We start from the raw sequence: 17163 nt of genomic DNA on the forward strand, positions 1-17163 counted from the left end.
GGTGTGCGTGATGTGGCGCACCCCACCCCGTTCGCCCTGAGCCTGTCGAAGGGCTGCGTGCCGCACGCGCGGCTTTTATTGTGGCAGGCGGGGCTTCGACAAGCTCAGCCCGAACGGAGCCGGTGGATATTCTACCCCTTCGGCCGCTCCGCCGCCCACACTGCGTCGAGCCGTTTTTGATCGCCGCCAAGCGCGTGCAGCCGCAAACTCTCCAGCTTCAGCGAGCGCCCAAACGGAAAGACACCTTTCTCGGTCTTCCACCCGATGTCGTAAAGCCCGCGCGTGGTGCGCGGCGTGTCGCCATCCCAATAGGTCAGCACGATCAGCACCGGCAGCCGCCCACTGCGCGCATCCGGCCCGCCGTCGGTCGCTTTCAGCAGCGCGCGCTCGAACCAGTTGCGCTCGATCCGGTCGGCCACGGTGTCCTTCCGCTCCACGCCCAACTCTGTCGGGAAAGTGACTGTCGCATCGCGGATCGGGTGGCGGTCGTCGTGTTGAAGCGTCAGCGCCGTGCCGTTCGCGGTCGGCACGGCGCGGAGTTCGAAACGCGCGCTTTCGCGCTCGGCCTTGGCGGTGGCGACTTGCTTCTCCGTCGTTTCCTCGCGGCGGTCCGACCAATTGAGGTAGAGGCCGAGCAAGGCGATGATCAGGCCCGCCACCGCAATGAATTCGCCGAGGTTGATCCAGCGGCGGCGCGTCGCGGCGGCCTCCGCCTTGGCGACGGCTTCGGTGGCGGCGACTTGCAGCGCCGGGTCGGGCTTTGCGGGTTCAGCGGGCGGGGCCGCGACGGGTTCGATCGGCACCTCGGGTTCGTCGTTCATCGTCCGCCAGCCTCCAGCAAGCGCCGCGGCGCGACCAATTCCCAGCTGATCGCGATCCGGTCACCGACCCGCTCCCAGTCTACGTCGTCGCGGTCAAGCCGCATCGCGACCCAGCCTGACGGACCCATGTATGGCGGGCTGTAATAGCAGTCCGGGTCCATCTCGATCAGCATCGCCTGCTCGTCGCGGCCGGTGGTCTTGACGATCACCACAGTCTCACCGTCGCTGTGGTGGTTGTGCCAGAAATAGGCGAAGAACTTGCCCTTCGCGATGTGGAAGCCGGGCGAGCCGTGCGACAGGCACTCGGCCGTCTCGGGCAGCGCCAGCGCCAGCGCGCGGACCTTGGCGAGGACGGCTTCCGGATCGGGACTCATCGTGCGCAAAACTCGGCCAGAACGCGGGGATACAGGCGATGCTCCGCCGCTAGCACGCGCGTGGCGAGCGTATCGGGCGTGTCGCCGGGCAGGATCGGTACCTCTGCCTGGCCGAGCACCTCGCCGCCATCGAGTTCCTCGGTCACGACGTGGACCGAGCAGCCTGCGACGGCATCGCCTGCCTCGATCGCGCGGGCGTGCGTGTCGAGGCCCTTATATTTGGGGAGCAGGGAGGGGTGGATGTTGATGATCTTACCCCGCCAGCGGGCTACGAAATCGTCGGAGAGCAGACGCATGTAGCCGGCGAGGGCGATGATTTCGACCTCGTTGGCGTCGAGTGCAGCGTCGATCGCCGCTTCGTAGTCGGCCTTGGGGATGCCTTTGGGCGATTGAAAGAAGGTAGCGAGGCCGTGCTTGCGCGCCCAGCCGATCCCAGCGGCATCTGGTTTATCGGACGCGACCAAGGCGATCTCGTAGCCGCTGGCTTGCTCTACCAGCGCCATCATGTTCGAGCCACGGCCGGATAGGAGGATGCCGACTCTGGTGACGGGTGCGGCCATCACCAAGCCACCACCCCGGCGAAGGCCGGGGCCCAGTTTCGAGCGTTTAATCGGGGAGCATGGCACTCACTTGCGTAGGCCTGCGCGACTGGGCCCCGGCCTTCGCCGGGGTGGGGGCTGCTGGGAAACCTACCCATGCACATGCGTCGCCGACCAGGCACAGCGCCCGCCCCAGATCTCGTCCGACCCGGAGACCGTGCAACCGCGGTCGCCCGCGTCGATCTGGCCGATCGTGAAGACCGTCTCGCCCGCCGCTTCGAGCGCCGCCAGCACCGCTTCGACCCGGTCCGCGCTCACAACAGCGACCATCCCGATCCCGCAATTGAAGGTCCGCGCCATTTCCTCGGGCTCGATATTGCCCTGCGCTTGCAGGAACGCCATCAGCCGCGGCTGCGCCCAGGCATCGGCGTCGATCCGGGCGTGCGTGCCTTCGGGCAGCACGCGCGGAATGTTTTCGAGCAAGCCGCCCCCGGTGATATGCGCCAGCCCCTTGATCGCGCCGTCGGCGAGCAGCGGCAGCAGCGATTTCACGTAAATCCGCGTCGGCGCCATCAACGCATCGATCAGCAGCACGTCGGCATCGAACAACGCCGGGCGATCAAGCTTCCACCCCTTGTCCGCAGCGAGCCGCCTGACCAGCGAGAAACCGTTCGAATGCACCCCCGACGAAGCGAGGCCGAGCACGACATCGCCCGCAGCAATCGCTTGCCCAGTCAGCACACGATCGCGCTCGACCGCGCCGACGCAGAAGCCCGCCAGATCGTAATCGTCGGCGGCGTACATGCCCGGCATTTCCGCCGTCTCGCCGCCGATCAGCGCGCAGCCGGCTTGGCGGCAGCCCTCCGCAATCGAGGCGATCACGCGCTCGGCGACCGCCGGATCGATCTTCGCGGTGGCGTAATAATCCAGGAAAAACAGCGGTTCTGCACCCTGCACGATCAGATCGTTGGCGCACATCGCGACCAGGTCGATCCCGACCCCATCATGCCGGTCGTGCTCGATCGCGAGTTTCAGCTTGGTGCCGACGCCGTCATTCGCGGCGACCAGCAACGGATCGACGAAACCCGCCGCCTTCAAGTCGAAGAACCCGCCAAAGCCGCCAAGCTCGGCATCCGCGCCGGATCGCCGCGTTGATTTCGCCAAGGGGCCGATCGCGCGGACCAGCGCGTTGCCTGCCGCTATCGAGACGCCCGCTTGCGCGTAGGTATAAGGCTCATCGCCGGGTTTCGTATCGCTCATGATCGTCGCCTAGCCATATCCTGCTTGGATTTCCACGCCTCCTTCGCCAAAAGGGCGCCGCAATGCTAATCCGCCGCTTTTCCCGTGCTTTCGAATTCGCCGCTGCGCTGGCGCTCGCTGCGACCGGCGGGCTCGTGATCGCGCAAGTCGATGATCCCGACCAGGGGCTCGCGCCGGCCGACAGTTCCGGCAGTTTCGAGGTCGGTGGGGTCGAGGTCGATGTCACCGGCAAATCGGCCGATGCCGCGCGCTATGCCGGATGGCGGATCGCGCAGCGCAAAGGCTGGGCGATGCTCGCGCAGCGGATGGGTGTCGCCGGAGGAACGCTGTCCGACGGCGCGCTCGACAGCATCGTGTCGGGAATCGTGGTCGAGAACGAACAGATCGGCCCGAATCGGTATATCGCCCGCCTAGGTGTGCTGTTCAGTCGCGCGAAGGCGGGTGCAATCCTCGGCGTTCCCGTTGGCGCGACACGCTCGGCACCGATGCTGACGATTCCGATCGAAGTCAGTGGCGGCAGCGCGACCGGGTTCGAGCGCAAGACCGCTTGGGCTGACGCGTGGACGCGCTATCGTACCGGCAACAGCGCGATCGACTATGTCCGCGCAAGCGGCACCGGCGCGGACGGGATGTTGCTCAATTTCGGCCAGACTGCACGACCGGGACGCGGTTGGTGGCGCGTCGTGCTCGATCAATATGGGGCGAATGACATCCTCGTGCCGAAGGTCACGCTGCGCCGCGAATGGCCCGGCGGGCCGATCATCGGCCTGTTCGAGGCACGGCATGGCCCCGACAACCGGCTGCTCACACAATTCTCTTTGCGCGTCGATCGCGGTGATGCGCTGCCGGTGCTGCTCGACGCCGGGGTCAAACGGCTTGATGACGCCTATCAGGCGGCGTTGCGCTCGGGCATGCTGGCGGGTGATCCGAGCCTTACGTTCGTCCCACCGGTCGCGACGCCAACCCCGACCGAGACGCCGACCGGCGTAGTGCCGATCGATCTCGGGATCGACGGTGCGCCGCCACCCCCTGGCGCGACAAGTTCGGTCGTGACGGTGCAAGTCGATACGCCAACCGCTTCCTCGGTCACCTCGACCGAAAACGCCCTGAAAGTGGTGCCCGGCGTCCGTTCCGCGATCACCACCAGCCTCGCGATCGGCGGCGTGTCGGTGCTTCGCGTGGCGTTCGACGGCGACCCGGCGGTTTTGCGCGCCGCACTGGAGGCGCGCGGGTGGAGCGTTGGGGCGAGCGGGTCGACGCTCCGGATCCGCCGCTCGGGCCCACCCAGCCAAAGCGGGCAGGCGCCGCCGCCCGCCGACAATTCAACCGGCTGACATGGCGCAGCCAGCGCAAATGGCCCTCCCGTTCGATTGGCCCGCCGATCCGCGCGACGACGAATTCCTGATCGGTCCGTCGAATGAGCGCGCCGTGCAGCAGCTCGAACGCTGGAGCACATGGCCGGTGATGGCGGTCGTGGTCACCGGCCCGCGCAAATCGGGGCGCAGTTTACTCGCGCGGATTTTCGCCGCCAAGACCGGTGGCGGGCTGATCGACGATGCCGAACGGCAAAACGAGACGACGATCTTCCACGCGTGGAACCGCGCGCAGGAGGACCGCCGCCCGGTCGTGATCGTCGCAGACGCGCCGCCGCCGGAATGGACGATCAAGCTGCCCGATCTACGCTCGCGCCTGACCGCCAGCCCGATGGTACGAATCGGCGATCCCGACGAAGCGCTGATGCGCGCGATCTTCGAACGCCAGTTCCTGCGCCGCGGAATCGATGCCCGCGCGGACGTCATCCAATGGCTGGTGGTGCGGGTCGAACGGACGCATGTCGCGTTGCTCCGCGCGGTCGATCTGCTCGATCAGGCGGTGCTCGCACGCCACAAACGCTTGTCGATTCCGCTCGCGCGCGCCACATTGGAGGATGCCGGGCTGATCCCTGGTCGCGCCCCCGAATCGACGGAAACCACATGACCCGCCCCGCCCATCTCGCGAGTATGGACATCGATGACGACCCGTTCGCGGGCAGCGAGGGGAGCGATCGCTATTTCAATCGCGAGCTGTCCTGGCTCGCCTTCAACCGCCGTGTGCTGGAGGAAGCGTGCAACACCGCGCATCCGTTGCTGGAACGCGTGCGCTTCCTGTCGATCTCTGGGTCGAACCTCGATGAATTCTTCATGGTTCGTGTGGCGGGCTTGAAGGGCCAGCAATTGCAGGACGTCGCGCGGCTGTCGAGCGATGGTCTCACATCCGGCCAGCAACTCGCGGCGATCGTGGCGGAAGCAGACGCGCTGGTGACGAGCCAGCGCGATGTGTGGCGCGACCTGCGCCGGCAGCTCGCAGAGACGGGCATCGCCGTGCTCAGTTCGCGCACGATCGACGAGGCTTTGTCACCGGAAGACCTCCACTGGCTCGAAACGCAATTTCGGGAACAGATCTTCCCGATCCTGACGCCGCAAGCGCTCGATCCGGCACACCCGTTTCCGTTCATGCCCAACAAGGGTCTGGCGGTGATGTTCGACCTCGTGCGCATGTCGGACGATCAACCGATCCGCGAGCTCGTCATGCTGCCGGCGCAAATGCCGCGCTTCGTGCGCTTGCCTGGCGAAAAGGCACGCTACGTCGCGGTCGAATCGCTGGTGAAGCGCTTCGCCTCGCTTGTCTTCCCCGGCTACCGCGTCGTCGGGGCGGCGGAGTTCCGCGTGCTGCGCGACAGCGATATCGAGATCGAAGAAGAAGCCGAGGATCTCGTCCGCTACTTCGCCAACGCGATTAAACGTCGTCGCCGCGGTCGCGTGATCCGTCTCGAACTCGAAAGCGGGATGCCACAGGTCCTCGGCGCCGTGCTGCGCGGCGAGCTTGGCGGATCGGACTGCTTCGTTACGGAGAGCGGCGCGTTCCTGGGCGTCGGCGATCTAGAGGCGATCGTCGATGAAGATCGCCCCGATTTGAAGTTCACCCCCTTCTCGCCGCGTTTCCCCGAGCGCATCCGCGAATATGGCGGGGATTGCTTCGCCGCGATCAGCGCCAAGGACATCGTCGTCCACCACCCGTACGAGACGTTCGACGTGGTGCTCGCTTTTCTTAAGCAAGCCGCTGCTGACCCCGATGTCGTCGCGATCAAGCAGACGCTGTACCGCGCGGGCAAGCAGCCCGCCGTCATCAACGCACTGATCGCCGCCGCCGAGGCCGGAAAATCGGTCACCGCCGTGGTCGAGTTGAAGGCACGGTTCGATGAGGAGCAGAACCTGCTCTGGGCTGCCTCGCTCGAGCGCGCGGGGGTGCAAGTAGTGTACGGCTTCATCGACTGGAAGACCCACGCCAAGGTCTCGATGGTCGTGCGGCGCGAGGCCGGGCAGTATCGCACCTACTGCCATTTCGGCACGGGCAATTATCACCCGATCACCGCCAAAGTTTATACCGACATCAGCTTCTTCACCGCCGATCCGCGGCTGGGGCGCGATGCCGCGCAGATGTTCAATTATATCACCGGCTATGTCGAGCCAGAGAATATGGCGCTGATCAGCCTCAGCCCCCGTGATCTGCGCCCACGCCTGATGCGGCTGATCGACGGCGAAATCGCCAATGCGCGCGCGGGCAAACCCGGCGCGATCTGGGCCAAGATGAACTCGGTGGTCGATCCGGCCGTGATCGACAAATTGTACGAGGCAAGCGGGGCGGGCGTTCAGATCGACCTCGTGATTCGCGGCATTTGCTGCCTTAAGCCCGGCGTGCCGGGCCTGTCCGAGAACATCCGCGTCAAATCGGTGATCGGCCGTTTTCTGGAGCACAGCCGGATTTGGTGCTTCGGCAATGGCAAGGCGCTGCCCAATGCCGAGGCGAAGGTGTTCATTTCCTCAGCCGATTGGATGCAGCGTAATTTCGACCGGCGAATCGAATATATGCTGCCGATCGAAAACAAGACCGTCCACCAGCAGATTCTCGACCAGGTGATGGTCGCCAATCTCATCGACAATGAACAAAGCTGGGATTTGCAGGCGGATGGATCCTATATCCGCGTCGAGCCCGGCGACCGGCCGTTCAACCTGCACCGCTATTTCATGACCAACCCGTCGCTGTCGGGGCGTGGCGCCTCGCTCGCGGTCAGCGGATCGGTCCCGAAACTTTCGCTGCGTCACCGGCGTTGATCGCCTGATGGCGACGCTCCTGTTCCGCAAGCCCAAGTCCGAGACGGTGGTAGAGCCGCGCACCGGCATCATCGATATTGGCTCGAACTCGATTCGCTTGGTTGTCTATCAGGGGCCGGAGCGGCTGCCGGCGATCCTTTTTAACGAGAAGGTGATGGCCGGGCTGGGCCGCGGGCTTGCCGAGACCGGGGCGATTGCCGCCTCCGCGCTCGACGTTGCGGCCGACGCGCTCGCGCGCTTCGCTGCGGTCGCGCGCGAGATGGAGGTGAACCGCCTTCGCACCGTCGCCACCGCCGCGGTGCGCGACGCCTCGAACGGCAAGGTGTTGCTCAACACCGCGCGCGACCTCGCGCTTGAGGTCGAATTGCTCTCGGGCGAGGAGGAGGCGACCGCTGCCGGCTACGGCGTGCTTTCGGCTATTCCGCTGGCGGATGGCATCGTCGGCGATCTCGGTGGCGGCAGCCTTGAGCTGATCCGGGTTCATGGCGGCAAGGTGCACGAGCGCGTGTCTTTTCCGCTCGGCGTGCTGCGGATTGCGGCTCTGCGCGCGAAGGGGCAGGGCGCGCTTCAACGCTATGTCGCGAAGGCGCTGCAGGAGGCCGGCTGGTTGCATAAGGGCCATGGGCTTCCGCTGTATCTGGTCGGCGGCTCCTGGCGCACGCTCGCGCGGCTCGACATGCATCTCGGGCAATATCCGCTGCCGGTGATCCACCAATATTCCATGTCGGCAGAGGCGATCGCGCGGATGGGGCGCACGATCAGCCACGTCAACAAGAGCTGGCTGCGCGCGATTCCCGGCCTGTCGGCGGCACGATCGGCCAACCTCGGCGACGCCACCGCGCTGCTCACGGTGTTGCTCAAGCATCTCGGCAGCGAGACCACGATCGTCTCCGCCTTCGGCCTGCGCGAGGGGTTGCTCTACGGCGCGCTTGATCCGGCGGTGCGCGCGCAGGACCCGCTGATCGTCGCGGCGCGCGACGAGGGCCGGCGCCACGGGCGCTTTGCCGAGCATGGCGATCTGCTCGACCGCTGGATCGCGCCGCTGTTCACGCGCGATGAGCCCGAGATGGCGCGGCTCCGGCTCGCGGCCTGCCTGCTTGCCGATGTCGGCTGGCGCGCCAATCCCGAATTCCGTGCCGAACGCGGGGTTGAGGTCGCACTCCACGGCAATTGGGTCGCGATCGATGCGCGCGGCCGCGCGCTGGTCGCGCAGGCGCTCTACACCAGCCTTGGCGGCGGGACCGAAACGCCCGCTCCGATCGGCGTACTCGCCAGCCCGGCCGACCTGAAGCGCGCGGTTCAGTGGGGCCTCGCGATGCGGTTGGGGCAACGGATGAGCGGGGGTCTCGCCGGGCCGCTGCAACGCACGTCGATCGCCGATGACGGCGCGACGCTCACACTGCACGTCGCGCCCTCCGACCGTGCGCTGTACAGCGAAACCGTCGAACGCCGCCACGCCTCGCTGGCGACCGCGCTCGGGCGTAAAGCACTGATCACCGACTAGGATGGCGCGGAAAGTCTATCTCACCGCCACATTGCCCGACGGTTATGTCAAGACGATCGGCCCGACCACGACGGCCTTCACGCATTACTGGCGGATCCTCGCCAGCCTCGAAAACGGCAAGACCGAAGTGTTTTGGGGGCACACCAAATCGCTGGCCGAAGCCAAGCGGAAACGCGCGGCCGCGATCGAGGCCGCTGCGAGTCGCGGATGGAAAAGCTATGTCTTCGAGATGGTCGAAATCACCCGCACCGACGCATAGCGCTTAGGTCACGTCCTCGGTCCGCGTCATCTTGAGCTTGCCGTTCACCACCGCGAACGCCAGACGCCCCTCGACCAGATCGAGCGCATCGCAGCCGAACTGCTCGAAGCGCCACCCCTCCAGGATCGACAAACCGCTGCGCTGCCCCGCCGCCAGCGCATCGATATCGTCGGCACGCGCCAGCAACCGCGCCGCCACGTCGATTTCCTTCGAGCGGATCTTGAGCAGCAGCTTCAGCAGATCGGCGACCAGCGCACCATCCTTGCCCATGCCGGGCTTGCGATCATCGCGCGACGGCATTTCGTCTGCGGTCATTGGCGTCGCAGCCTCGAGCGCCTGCATCAGCCGCGCGCCGATGTCGTTCTGCGCCCAGGTCGCCGACAGACCGCGCACCTTGGCAAGATCGGCCTGTCGTTTCGGGGCGTGCCCCGCCAGATCGGCGATTGTCTCGTCCTTGACGATCCGCCCGCGCGGAAGATCCTTGCCGCGCGCCTCGATCTCACGCCACCGTGCCAGCGCCTTCAGGCGGCCGAGCACTTCGGGCTTGCGGCTCGGCACCTTGATTCGCCGCCACGCTTCCTCGGGATCGTTGGCGTAGTTTTTCGGGTCGCCCAGCCGCTCCATTTCCTGGTCGAGCCACGCGCCGCGCCCGGTGCGGCGCAATTTCTCCAGCATCCGCGGGAAAATCTCCGCCAGATGCGTCACGTCGCCGATCGCATATTCGATCTGCCGCGCGTCGAGCGGCCGCCTAGACCAATCGGTAAAGCGCGCACCCTTGTCGATCGTGAAGCCGAGATAGGCATCGACCAGATTGGAATAGCCGACCTGTTCGCCTTGCCCGAGTGCCATTGCCGCGATCTGGGTGTCGAACAAAGGGTGCGGCGTGGTGCCGGTCAAATTGTAGACGATCTCAAGGTCCTGCCCACCGGCGTGGAAGACCTTGAGCACGTCCTCATTGTTGACGAGCAATTGCAGGAGCGGACTCATGTCGAGTCCCGGCGCGAGCGGATCGATCGCCGCTGCCTCGTTCACATCGGCGATCTGGATCAGGCAGAGTTCCGGCCAGAACGTGTTCTCGCGCATGAACTCGGTGTCGACGCAGACGAAATCGGCCTGGGACAAGCGCGTACACAGATTGGCAAGCGTGGCGCTGTCGGTGATGAGGGGGTGGATGTGCATCTCGACCCCATAGCGAGGGTCGCGCGGGTTGACAAAGGCGGATGAGGGAGGGAAGCGGACGGCCACATTTTCCCGAGAAAAACCATGCACACCTATCGCACCCACACCTGCGCACAGCTCCGCGCCGCCGATGTCGGCACCTCGGTGAAGCTCAGCGGCTGGATTCACCGCAAGCGCGACCACGGCAATTTGCTGTTTGTCGATTTGCGCGATCATTACGGCATCACCCAGATCGTCACCGACAGCGATAGCCCGACGCACGCGGTGCTCGACAAGCTTCGCGCCGAGTCGGTCGTGACGATCACCGGCGATGTCGTGGCGCGCTCAGCCGAGACGGTGAACGCGAACCTGCCGTCGGGCGAGATCGAAATCCGTGCGCGCGACGTGGTGGTGCAATCGGCGGCGAACGAATTGCCGATGCCGGTGTTCGGCGAGCAGGAATATCCCGAGGATATCCGCCTGCGCTATCGCTTCCTCGATTTGCGACGCGAGCGGCTCCACGCCAACATCCTGCTGCGCTCGAACGTCATTTCGTCGCTGCGCCAGCGCATGATCGGGCAGGGCTTCACCGAATTCCAGACCCCGATCCTCACCGCAAGCAGCCCCGAGGGCGCGCGCGATTACCTGGTGCCGAGCCGCGTCCACCCCGGCAAATTCTACGCGCTTCCGCAGGCGCCGCAGATGTTCAAGCAATTGCTGATGGTCGCTGGCTTCGACCGCTATTTCCAGATTGCGCCGTGCTTCCGCGACGAAGACGCGCGCGCTGACCGCAGCCCAGGTGAATTCTACCAGCTCGATTTCGAAATGAGCTTCGTCACACAAGATGATGTTTTTGCGGCGATCGAGCCGGTCCTTCACGGCGTGTTCGAGGAATTCGCGAATTGGCAGGGCAAGGGCCGCACGGTCTCGGCGCTGCCGTTCAAGCGCATCCCCTACCGCGAATCGATGCTGAAATACGGCAACGACAAGCCCGATCTGCGCAACCCGATCCTGATCACCGACGTGTCCGAGCATTTCAAAGGCTCGGGCTTCGGCCGTTTCGCGTCGATGGTCGAGGGCGGCGATGTCGTTCGCGCGATCCCGGCACCCGGCACGCATGAGAAGAGCCGCAAGTTCTTCGACGAGATGAACTCCTGGGCTCAAAGCGAGGGCTTCCCCGGTCTGGGCTATGCCACGCAAAAGGACGGCGTGTTCGGCGGCCCGATCGCCAACAATCACGGTCAGGAAGGGATGCAGGCGATCGCCGCTGCACTCGGCATCGGCCCGAATGACGGCATCTTCTTCTCGGCGGGCAAGGCAGCGCAGGCGGCCAAGCTCGCAGGGCTAGCGCGCACGCGCGTCGCGGATCAGCTCGGCCTGATCGACGACAAACGCTTTGAGTTCTGCTGGATCGTCGACTTCCCGATGTTCGAATATGACGAGGACGCGAAGAAGGTCGATTTCAGCCACAATCCCTTCAGCATGCCGCAGGGCGAAATGCATGCGCTGGAGACGATGGACCCGCTCGACATCCTGGCGTTCCAGTACGACATCGTCTGCAACGGCATCGAATTGTCGTCGGGCGCGATCCGCAACCACAAGCCCGAGATCATGTACAAAGCGTTCGAGATCGCGGGCTACACCCAGGCCGATGTCGATCGTGATTTCGCCGGCATGATCAACGCCTTTAAATGCGGCGCCCCGCCGCACGGTGGCTCTGCCCCCGGCGTCGACCGGATCGTCATGCTGCTGGCGGACGAACCCAACATCCGCGAGGTCATAACCTTCCCGATGACGCAAAAGGCCGAGGATCTGATGATGGGTGCGCCCAACTTCGCGACGCCCAAGCAGTTGAAGGAGCTTAACATCAAGGTGGTCGGCTGAATCTCTCCCCTCCCGCTTGCGGGAGGGGCTGGGGGAGGGCATGTCTGAGCGATGCCGAACTTTGCGTTTACAGCCCCTCCCCTAACCCCTCCCGCAAGCGGGAGGGGAAATTGACGCTAGAACTTTGCGACTACGAATCGGGCAAGAAATACCCCGGCGATTATGACGCCGACCTTGCCGCGCTGCAGGAACGCCTCGCGCATATCCAGGTCGCACACATCGTCCACAAGAAGCGCGCGATGGTAGTGTTCGAAGGCTGGGATGCGGCGGGGAAGGGTGGCATCGTCCAACGGCTCTGCGCCGATTGGGACCCGCGCAATTTCGAGGTTTGGCCGATCAAGGCACCAACCCAGGATGAGCTGGACCGCCATTTCTTGTGGCGCTTCTGGCAAAAACTGCCCGCCAATGGCGATATCGCGGTGTTCGATCGCAGTTGGTACGGGCGCGTGCTGGTCGAGCGCGTCGAGGGGTATGCCAAGGAAGCCGAGTGGAAGCGCGGCTATGACGAGATCAATGAATTCGAAGCGCAACAGGCCGATTCGGGCACCACGATTATCAAGCTGTTCGTTCATGTGACGCAGAAACAGCAAGACAAGCGCCTGCAAGACCGGCTCGAACATCCGTGGAAGCGCTGGAAGACCGGGGCGGACGATTATCGCAACCGCGAGAAGCGCGCGGACTATCTCGACGCGATGCACGACATGTTCAAACGCACCGACACGCGCTGGGCACCATGGGTGGTGATCGACGGCAATGACAAGAAAGCCGGCCGTATCGCCGCGCTAACCGCCATTGCCGAACGGCTGGAGGCGCATATCGACATGACGCCGCCTGCGCTCGATCCTGAAGTCGAGAAGATCGCGCGGGAGGCTTTGGGGCTTTAACGGTCCCTTCCGTTCGCCCTGAGCCCGTCGAAGGGCTGCTTGCCCAGGAAACGGCGGCTGTTGTGGCGACCAGGGCTTGGACAGGCTCAGCCCGAACGGGGTTAGGACTGCCTGATGCTCTACCTCAAACCCACAGCAGGACGACCGGTGCCACGGTCCCCAGCACGAGCAGCACGATCGATACCCGCCGCATCGATCGGTTGGCGAGCGCGATCACGATTCCCATGATCGTCGAAATGGCGAGCGCGATCGACAGCAACACCACGAAGATCTTGAGCGGCAACGGGGAGGGGCGCTTCGGTCCGGACGCACGGGCCTCGACGCGCGGCTTCACCGCCTCCCCTGCAACCTTGGGTTTCTCCGCGCGCGGCTCGCGCGGCGGGCCCTGGTCCTTATGGACGCTCGCCAGCCAGACGATCCAGTTCGGCGGCGGGCCGCCATAGCCCTTGGCCTCCTGCAAACGGAACGTCTGGAGCGCCCCGCTGATCGCGAACAGCAGGATCATCGGGGCGAAGAACAGCCCGAGATAATGGTGATACCGCCGCAGCAGCCGGAGCGTGTTTGGTCTCATGGCGTCATGCTAGGCCAACGCCCGCCATGCGGCAATCGCGCAGGTCAGGCGGGGGCGAACGCCCTGTCATCCCCCATCACGTGCAATACGCCGTCGGCAATCGCGAAATACGCCCCGCGCAACCGCAGCGTCCCCGCCGCCTCGCGCGCGGGAATAAAGGGAAAGGTCCGCAGATTCGCAATGCTGACCCGAACTGTCTCGAGCTCGAGCGCATGCACCGCCTCTGGCCCCGTACCGTGCGCCGCGATCACCCGGTCGCGCGCATCGTCGAGCATGTCGACCCAATGCGCGATGAAACCGCCTTCGCCCGGCGCCTTGCCATCGAACGCCTGGGTCAACGCGGCATGCACGCCGCCGCACGATCCGTGTCCCATCACCACGATTTCGGACACCTGCAACTGCGTCACGGCGAATTCGAGCGCGGCCGATACGCCGTGACGCGACCCGTCGCGCTCGAACGGCGGCACGAGATTGGCGACGTTGCGCACGACGAAAATTTCGCCGGGCGATGTATCGAAAACCTGCGCTGGATCGACCCGGCTATCCGAACAGGCGATGATCATCACCTTCGGGCTTTGCCCCTGCGATAAATGTGTCCAGCGGTCGCGCTGGCGCGTCCAGTCATTGTCGCGGAACCGGCCATAGCCGGCGAGGAGTTCGGTGAAATCGGCCATGCCCGCGCTGTACGAGTGCGAGGGAGGGGCTGGCAAGCACGCGCATCAGTCGCTATCTGCGCATCATGAACGAGATGTCCCCGCTCGCCCGGCTCCCACGAGAGCGCAAGCCAGACTGGATCCGGGTCAAGGCCCCCGGCGGCACCGCCTTTGCCGAGACCAAGGCGATGATGCGCCGCCTCAACCTCAACACCGTGTGTGAAGAGGCGGCTTGCCCGAATATCGGCGAGTGCTGGACCAAGAAACACGCCACCGTGATGATCCTGGGTGACACGTGCACGCGCGCCTGCGCCTTCTGCAACGTCAAGACCGGGATGCCGCGCGCGGTCGATGCGCTGGAGCCGCAGCACACCGCCGACGCCGCCGCCGAGCTCGGCCTCGAACATATCGTCATCACCTCGGTCGACCGCGATGATCTGCCCGATGGTGGGGCGTCGCAATTCGTGAAGGTGATCGAGGCGCTGCGCCGCACCACGCCGAACACGACGATCGAAATCCTCACGCCCGATTTCCGCAACAAGGCACAGGCCGCGATCGAATCGATCGTCGAGGCGGGGCCCGATGTCTATAATCACAACCTCGAAACCGTGCCGCGGCTCTATCCGACGATCCGGCCGGGCGCGCGCTATTATGCATCATTGCGCTTGCTCGAAAGCGTGAAGCGGCACGATCCGCGGATCTTCACCAAATCGGGCGTCATGCTGGGCTTGGGCGAGGAACGGCTGGAAGTGCATCAGGTGATGGACGACATGCGCAGCGCCGAGATCGATTTCCTGACGATGGGGCAATATCTGCAACCGACCCCGCGCCACGCCAAGGTGATCGATTTCGTTCCACCGGCCACGTTCGACGCTTATGCCGCCATCGCGCGCGCGAAGGGCTTTTTGCTCGTCGCAGCGTCGCCGCTGACACGGTCGAGCTATCACGCGGGCGACGATTTCGCCAAAATGCGGGCGGCGCGCGAGGCGAAACTTGCCAAGGCATAACGAAACGCGGCGACTGCCGTACACGCCGGAACAGATGTTCGATCTGGTCGCAGACGTGGCGCGTTACCCTGAATTTCTGCCTTGGGTCTCGGCGATCCGGGTGCGGTCGAGCACTGATGCTCAGGTGGTCGCGGACATGATCGTTGGTTTCAAGGGCTTGCGCGAAACCTTCACGTCAAAGGTCGACAAGGAGCGGCCCAACCGCATCCATGTCGAATACCTCGACGGCCCGCTCAAATATCTGCGCAACGACTGGATCTTCCGGCCTGAGGCCGGCGGCTGCGCGGTCGACTTCACCGTCGATTTCGCGTTCAAGAACCGCGTGTTCGAAATGCTGGCAGGGCAAGTGTTCGGCACCGCCTTGCGCAAGATGATCGGCGCGTTCGAAGATCGCGCCGCCGTGCTTTACGGGGCCTCGTCTGCCTCGGGTTCGGGTTCGGGCGCCATCAGCAGTTCGAGCGCGCACAGCGCGGCCTGAAGCCGCACCCCGCCGCGTCCGAGGTCGCCGAAATCCTTGCGATCGGCGACGACATTGCCCGGGTCCGCACCGCGTTCCGCGCGCGCGAAGACGACCGTCCCGACCGGCTTCCGCTCGCTCCCGCCGCCTGGCCCGGCCACCCCGGTAATCGCAACGGCGACGTCTGCGCCGCTCGCTTCCAGCGCGCCTTGCGCCATGCTCCACGCAGTCGCGACCGACACCGCGCCGAACGTTTCCAGCACGTCGCCGCTCACCTTCAGCATCTCGAATTTGGCGTCGTTCGAATAGGTTACGAACCCGCATTCGAACATTTCGGAGGACCCCGGAATTTCGGTGATCGCCGCCGCGACCAGCCCGCCAGTGCAGCTTTCCGCCAGCGTGACGCGGCGTCCGACGGCAAGATTGCTCGCAACCACCTTGCGTGCGGCCTCGACCAGTTCTGCGGGCAGGATCGTATCCATCATCGCGTCTCCGGAACCCGCACCGTCGCGGCGGCTTGTGCGGCGATACCCTCGCCACGCCCGGCAAAGCCGAGCCGTTCGGTCGTCGTTGCCTTGATGCTGACCTGATCGGCAGAAAGCTGCAAGAGCGCCGCGATCCGATCGCGCATGGCGCTGCGATGCGGGCCGATTTTGGGTGCCTCGCAAATTAGCGTCAGGTCGATGAAGTCGATCACCCCGCCGCGTGCCGTGATCAGCGACGCGGCGTGCCGTAGAAACTGCGCCGAATCGGCCCCGCGCCACTGCGGATCACTCGGTGGAAAGTGCGTGCCGATATCGCCGGCCGCAATCGTGCCGAGCAACGCATCGGTAATCGCGTGGAGCGCGACGTCGGCGTCGCTATGCCCCGACAAGCCCTTGTCATGCGGGATCAGCACGCCGCCGAGCCACAATTCCTCGCCCACTTCTAGGCGGTGGACGTCGAATCCGATCGCGGTGCGCGACCGCATCGTAGCGGCGAGGCGCGCTTCGGCGGCGGCGAAATCGGCCGGGTGGGTAATTTTTTCGAGCATCGAATCACCTTCAACCAGAGCGACTGCGCCGCCCCCGGCGCGCACCATCTGCGCGTCGTCGGTCGGCTCGTCGCCGGTCCAATTGCGGTGCGCCTGAAGCGCGGCGGCATAGCGGAAGGCTTGGGGCGTCTGAATACGGTGGAGACCGTCGCGGGCTACCGTCTCACCCAAGGCGACGTCGCCGCGCGCTAGGGTATCCGCGACGGGAACGGCGGGGACTGCTCCGTCATGATCATCCAGCGCTGCGATCAGCCGATCGATCACCGCCGCGCTCAGAAATGGGCGGGCCGCATCATGGATCAGGACGCGATCGAAGTCCCCCCCGAGCGACTCAAGCCCCGCCAGCACTGACATCCGCCGCGTGGCGCCGCCAATGGCATACTCGACCGCGCCAACCGCGTCCTGCAACGCCGCTACCTGCCCGGCACCGATGACGACCACGACATGGTCGATCCCCGGATGCCCGCTGAGCGCCGCGAAACTGTGTGCGAGCACCGCCTTGCCGCCAAGCAGCGCATATTGCTTCGGCACCGCGCTACCCGAGCGCACGCCGGTCCCAGCGGCAACGATGATCGCGGCGGTCTTTCCCCTAGTCATACCGCGCGCCT

At 65.2% G+C, this 17163-nt stretch carries 18 protein-coding genes; 9 read left to right on the top strand and 9 right to left on the bottom strand.

The window, feature by feature from the left end; all coding sequences use genetic code 11:
* Positions 1–131: 131 nt before the first annotated feature.
* From HMP06_RS05115 to purM, 4 genes are all read right to left on the bottom strand, one after another.
* Positions 132–821, bottom strand: a complete 690-nt coding sequence (locus tag HMP06_RS05115) for a hypothetical protein (protein WP_232089870.1) — start codon at positions 819–821, stop codon at positions 132–134.
* A complete protein-coding gene (locus HMP06_RS05120) occupies positions 818–1195 on the bottom strand; it encodes an MmcQ/YjbR family DNA-binding protein (protein WP_176496132.1) in 378 nt (125 codons plus the stop codon). Before HMP06_RS05120 ends, HMP06_RS05115 begins: the two co-directional genes overlap by 4 nt.
* Positions 1192–1755 (bottom strand): phosphoribosylglycinamide formyltransferase, encoded by a 564-nt coding sequence (gene purN, locus HMP06_RS05125; RefSeq protein ID WP_176496133.1) that lies wholly within the window; start codon positions 1753–1755, stop codon positions 1192–1194. The genes HMP06_RS05120 and purN overlap by 4 nt, the downstream gene beginning before the upstream one ends.
* A gap of 129 nt (positions 1756–1884) precedes the next feature.
* Complete coding sequence (gene purM / locus HMP06_RS05130; RefSeq protein WP_176496134.1) at positions 1885–2994, bottom strand: phosphoribosylformylglycinamidine cyclo-ligase; 1110 nt, start codon at positions 2992–2994, stop codon at positions 1885–1887.
* 62 nt (positions 2995–3056) lie between these two features.
* Here purM and HMP06_RS05135 point away from each other — a divergent pair, with 62 nt between their 5' ends.
* The 5 genes from HMP06_RS05135 to HMP06_RS05155 are packed head-to-tail and all read left to right on the top strand — an operon-like array spanning position 3057 to position 8908.
* The gene (locus HMP06_RS05135; protein WP_176496135.1) at positions 3057–4328 is read left to right on the top strand and encodes a heavy-metal-associated domain-containing protein; all 1272 of its coding nucleotides are present in this window, start codon (positions 3057–3059) and stop codon (positions 4326–4328) included.
* 19 nt (positions 4329–4347) lie between these two features.
* The gene (locus HMP06_RS05140; RefSeq protein ID WP_176496136.1) at positions 4348–4971 is read left to right on the top strand and encodes an HdaA/DnaA family protein; all 624 of its coding nucleotides are present in this window, start codon (positions 4348–4350) and stop codon (positions 4969–4971) included.
* Positions 4968–7145 carry an RNA degradosome polyphosphate kinase gene (locus HMP06_RS05145; protein WP_176496137.1) on the top strand — a complete coding sequence of 726 codons (2178 nt, stop codon included), beginning with the start codon at positions 4968–4970 and terminating at the stop codon, positions 7143–7145. The genes HMP06_RS05140 and HMP06_RS05145 overlap by 4 nt, the downstream gene beginning before the upstream one ends.
* A gap of 7 nt (positions 7146–7152) precedes the next feature.
* Positions 7153–8649 (top strand): Ppx/GppA family phosphatase, encoded by a 1497-nt coding sequence (locus HMP06_RS05150; RefSeq protein ID WP_176496138.1) that lies wholly within the window; start codon positions 7153–7155, stop codon positions 8647–8649.
* A gap of 1 nt (position 8650) precedes the next feature.
* Complete coding sequence (locus HMP06_RS05155; protein ID WP_176496139.1) at positions 8651–8908, top strand: hypothetical protein; 258 nt, start codon at positions 8651–8653, stop codon at positions 8906–8908.
* A 3-nt stretch (positions 8909–8911) separates the two neighbouring features.
* Here HMP06_RS05155 and rnd read toward each other — a convergent pair whose 3' ends face one another.
* Positions 8912–10087, bottom strand: a complete 1176-nt coding sequence (gene rnd, locus HMP06_RS05160) for a ribonuclease D (RefSeq protein WP_176496140.1) — start codon at positions 10085–10087, stop codon at positions 8912–8914.
* Positions 10088–10171: 84 nt separating this feature from the next.
* Between rnd and aspS the strand changes: the two genes are divergently transcribed.
* The gene (aspS, locus tag HMP06_RS05165) at positions 10172–11950 is read left to right on the top strand and encodes an aspartate--tRNA ligase (protein ID WP_176496141.1); all 1779 of its coding nucleotides are present in this window, start codon (positions 10172–10174) and stop codon (positions 11948–11950) included.
* A 110-nt stretch (positions 11951–12060) separates the two neighbouring features.
* Positions 12061–12834: a polyphosphate kinase 2 family protein gene (locus tag HMP06_RS05170; RefSeq protein WP_176496142.1), complete on the top strand. Its 774-nt coding sequence runs from the start codon at positions 12061–12063 to the stop codon at positions 12832–12834.
* Positions 12835–12958: 124 nt separating this feature from the next.
* Here HMP06_RS05170 and HMP06_RS05175 read toward each other — a convergent pair whose 3' ends face one another.
* On the bottom strand, positions 12959–13405 hold the full coding sequence (locus HMP06_RS05175) for a hypothetical protein (RefSeq protein WP_176496143.1): 447 nt from the start codon (positions 13403–13405) through the stop codon (positions 12959–12961).
* Positions 13406–13449: 44 nt separating this feature from the next.
* Complete coding sequence (locus HMP06_RS05180) at positions 13450–14079, bottom strand: carbonic anhydrase (protein WP_176496144.1); 630 nt, start codon at positions 14077–14079, stop codon at positions 13450–13452.
* A 65-nt stretch (positions 14080–14144) separates the two neighbouring features.
* Here HMP06_RS05180 and lipA point away from each other — a divergent pair, with 65 nt between their 5' ends.
* Entirely contained in the window at positions 14145–15065 is a 921-nt protein-coding gene (gene lipA / locus HMP06_RS05185; protein WP_176496145.1) for a lipoyl synthase, read from the top strand.
* Positions 15052–15543: a type II toxin-antitoxin system RatA family toxin gene (locus tag HMP06_RS05190; RefSeq protein ID WP_176496146.1), complete on the top strand. Its 492-nt coding sequence runs from the start codon at positions 15052–15054 to the stop codon at positions 15541–15543. Before lipA ends, HMP06_RS05190 begins: the two co-directional genes overlap by 14 nt.
* On the opposite strand, the gene HMP06_RS05195 is transcribed toward HMP06_RS05190, so the two are convergent.
* Both HMP06_RS05195 and HMP06_RS05200 read right to left on the bottom strand, forming a co-directional pair.
* On the bottom strand, positions 15471–16004 hold the full coding sequence (locus HMP06_RS05195) for a CinA family protein (RefSeq protein WP_176498367.1): 534 nt from the start codon (positions 16002–16004) through the stop codon (positions 15471–15473). The two genes, HMP06_RS05190 and HMP06_RS05195, sit on opposite strands and share 73 nt — an antisense overlap.
* On the bottom strand, positions 16004–17152 hold the full coding sequence (locus HMP06_RS05200; RefSeq protein ID WP_176496147.1) for a bifunctional 2-C-methyl-D-erythritol 4-phosphate cytidylyltransferase/2-C-methyl-D-erythritol 2,4-cyclodiphosphate synthase: 1149 nt from the start codon (positions 17150–17152) through the stop codon (positions 16004–16006). Before HMP06_RS05200 ends, HMP06_RS05195 begins: the two co-directional genes overlap by 1 nt.
* Positions 17153–17163 lie beyond the last annotated feature (11 nt).

The organism is Sphingomonas sp. HMP6 (assembly GCF_013374095.1).
Lineage (GTDB): Bacteria > Pseudomonadota > Alphaproteobacteria > Sphingomonadales > Sphingomonadaceae > Sphingomonas.